The sequence below is a fragment of the Dietzia sp. B19 genome, from assembly GCF_014145155.1.
Classification (GTDB): domain Bacteria; phylum Actinomycetota; class Actinomycetes; order Mycobacteriales; family Mycobacteriaceae; genus Dietzia; species Dietzia natronolimnaea.
The window spans coordinates 1-2211 of record NZ_JAALED010000508.1 but is presented as its reverse complement, the minus strand read 5'-3'; the positions used below and the strand labels follow the sequence as shown (position 1 = coordinate 2211).

Below are 2211 nucleotides of genomic sequence, written 5' to 3'. Positions count from 1 at the left end.
TCAGCACCGGCCTCCGGCCGGAGGGCCGATCCGCCTCCGGCGCGGCCGATCGGCGACCGTCCACCGGGACGCTCCCCGTCCGGGTGGCGTGGGGCAGCATCAGGCCCCCGTCGTAGGGCGCGCCGCTCTGCGGGGACCGCCGTGAACTCATGTCCAAAATGTAGGCGCTCGGGGGCGTGGGGTCACGCAGAATCGTTGCCATGGACACGAACTGCTCTAGAACTCGTTCTACTTATTAAGAGTTTGACCTGATCAGGGTGCCGTCTGGACATGAGAACAAGTTCAGGTCACAATGTGAGGACAGCCACATTTCGTCCGCCCTCGCGAAGGATTCTGCCATGACCGAAGCTGCTGACCATTCGACCGATCCGCTCGCCGGAACCAACCCGGAGATGAACGAGGCCGCGGTGTTCGAGGCCGTCGCCGACAAGATCCCGGACAACGCACTGCTGACCATGGACGGCGTCGACTACACCTACCGTCAGGTCGACGATCTCGCCAACCAGATGGGGCACCTGCTCCGCGCCCACGGTGCGGAGCCGCTCAGCCACGTCGCGCTCTACATGAAGAACAGCACCGCGCACATGGCGGCCATCATCGGGTGCATGAAGACCCGGGTGGCCGGGATCAACGTGAACTACCGGTACACCGCGCCCGAGTTGGTCTACCTGTTCAACGACTCCAAGTCGATCGCCGTGTTGGTCGACGCCGAGTTCGCCGAGACCATGGCCGCAGCGGTCCCGAAGCTCGAGACCGTGCGTACCGTGATCGTGTTCGGCGGCGTCCCGGAGGTCCTGGCCTCGGCGTGTGCCGAGAAGGGCCTGACGGTGGTCGACGGGGACACCGAGTGGCCGGCACAGTCGGCGGAGCGGGACTTCGAGCCCGTCCGCGGCGACGACCACTGGATCGTCTACACCGGCGGGACCACCGGCTTCCCCAAGGGCGTGCAGTGGCACATGTCGGACTACTTCTACGCGTGCCTGTCCGGGGGCAACCCCTACGGTGACAAGCGGCACAGCCCCGCCGAGGTCGCCGACAACGTCTCGCCCGACGGCGGGATGAAGGTGGTCATCTCGGCCCCGCTCATGCACGGTGCGGGCCTGTTCACGCTGCTGACCTTCGTGAACCTCGGCGGCCACCTCATCATGTTCCGCGAGTTCGACGCGGCGGAGATCATCCGGGCGACCGCCGAGCACAAGGCGCACATCCTCATGTTCGTCGGCGACGGCATGGCGGTGCCGCTGACGGACGAGCTGGTCAAGGGCACCGAGACCATGGACTTCAGCACCCTGTTCATGATGGCCTCCGGCGGCGGCATCTGGTCCAAGTCCAGCCGCGAGCGCGTCCTCGAGGTGCTGCCCAACATCATCATCCGCGACAACTTCGGCGCCTCGGAGGCCGGCAACGACGGCGAGCTCGGGATGAGCGAGTCCGGCGAGATGACCATCCCGGCCAGCCCGAAGCTCGGCCTGGTCGACGAGGACTTCCGTCCCATCGAGCCGGGCTCGGACGAGATCGGCTACATCGTCCGCCGCGGTCACCTGCCGATCGGTTACTGGAACGACCCGGAGAAGACCGCCAAGACGTTCCCCGTGGTCGACGGTCGACGCGTCTCGGTCCTGGGCGACATGGGACAGCTCCGCGAGGACGGCACCATCGTGTTCCTCGGCCGCGGTTCGGGGTGCATCAACACCGGCGGCGAGAAGGTCTTCCCGGAGGAGGTCGAGCAGGCGCTCAAGGCGCACCCGGCCGTGCACGACGCGCTCGTCGCCGGGGCGCCGGACCCGCGCTACGGCCAGAAGGTCGCCGCCGTGGTCTCGTTCCGCGAGGGGCAGTCGGTGGAGCAGGACGAGCTGTCCGAGTTCCTGCGTCAGTCACTGGCCAACTACAAGGTCCCCAAGGTGATCGTCGACGTGCCCGAGATCCGCCGCTCGCCCGCGGGCAAGGCCGACTACAAGTGGGCCAAGGACCAGCTGCCCGCGAGCTGACGGCACGGCGCTAGTCCGTCGCGAGGATGCGCTCGACCGCGCCCAGCGGGACCCCCACCCAGCTGGGCCGGTTGCGCGACTCGTACACCACCTCGTAGAGGGCCTTGTCCAGCGTGTACGCCCGGAGGAGCGCACCGGTGTCGCGGGGGTCCGAGTCGCTCACCTCGGCGTACCCGGCGCAGAAGGCGTCGACGTTGCGGTCCCGCCACTCGCGGGCCCGGAA

1 protein-coding gene and 1 pseudogene are annotated in these 2211 nt (G+C 67.8%); one reads left to right on the top strand and one right to left on the bottom strand.

Annotated features, from left to right (window positions below; all coding sequences use genetic code 11):
• Positions 1-338: 338 nt before the first annotated feature.
• The gene (locus G6020_RS13930) at positions 339-1988 is read left to right on the top strand and encodes an AMP-binding protein (protein WP_179524527.1); all 1650 of its coding nucleotides are present in this window, start codon (positions 339-341) and stop codon (positions 1986-1988) included.
• 10 nt (positions 1989-1998) lie between these two features.
• Here G6020_RS13930 and G6020_RS13925 read toward each other — a convergent pair.
• A pseudogene (locus G6020_RS13925) lies at positions 1999-2211 on the bottom strand (hypothetical protein); the annotation flags it as partial.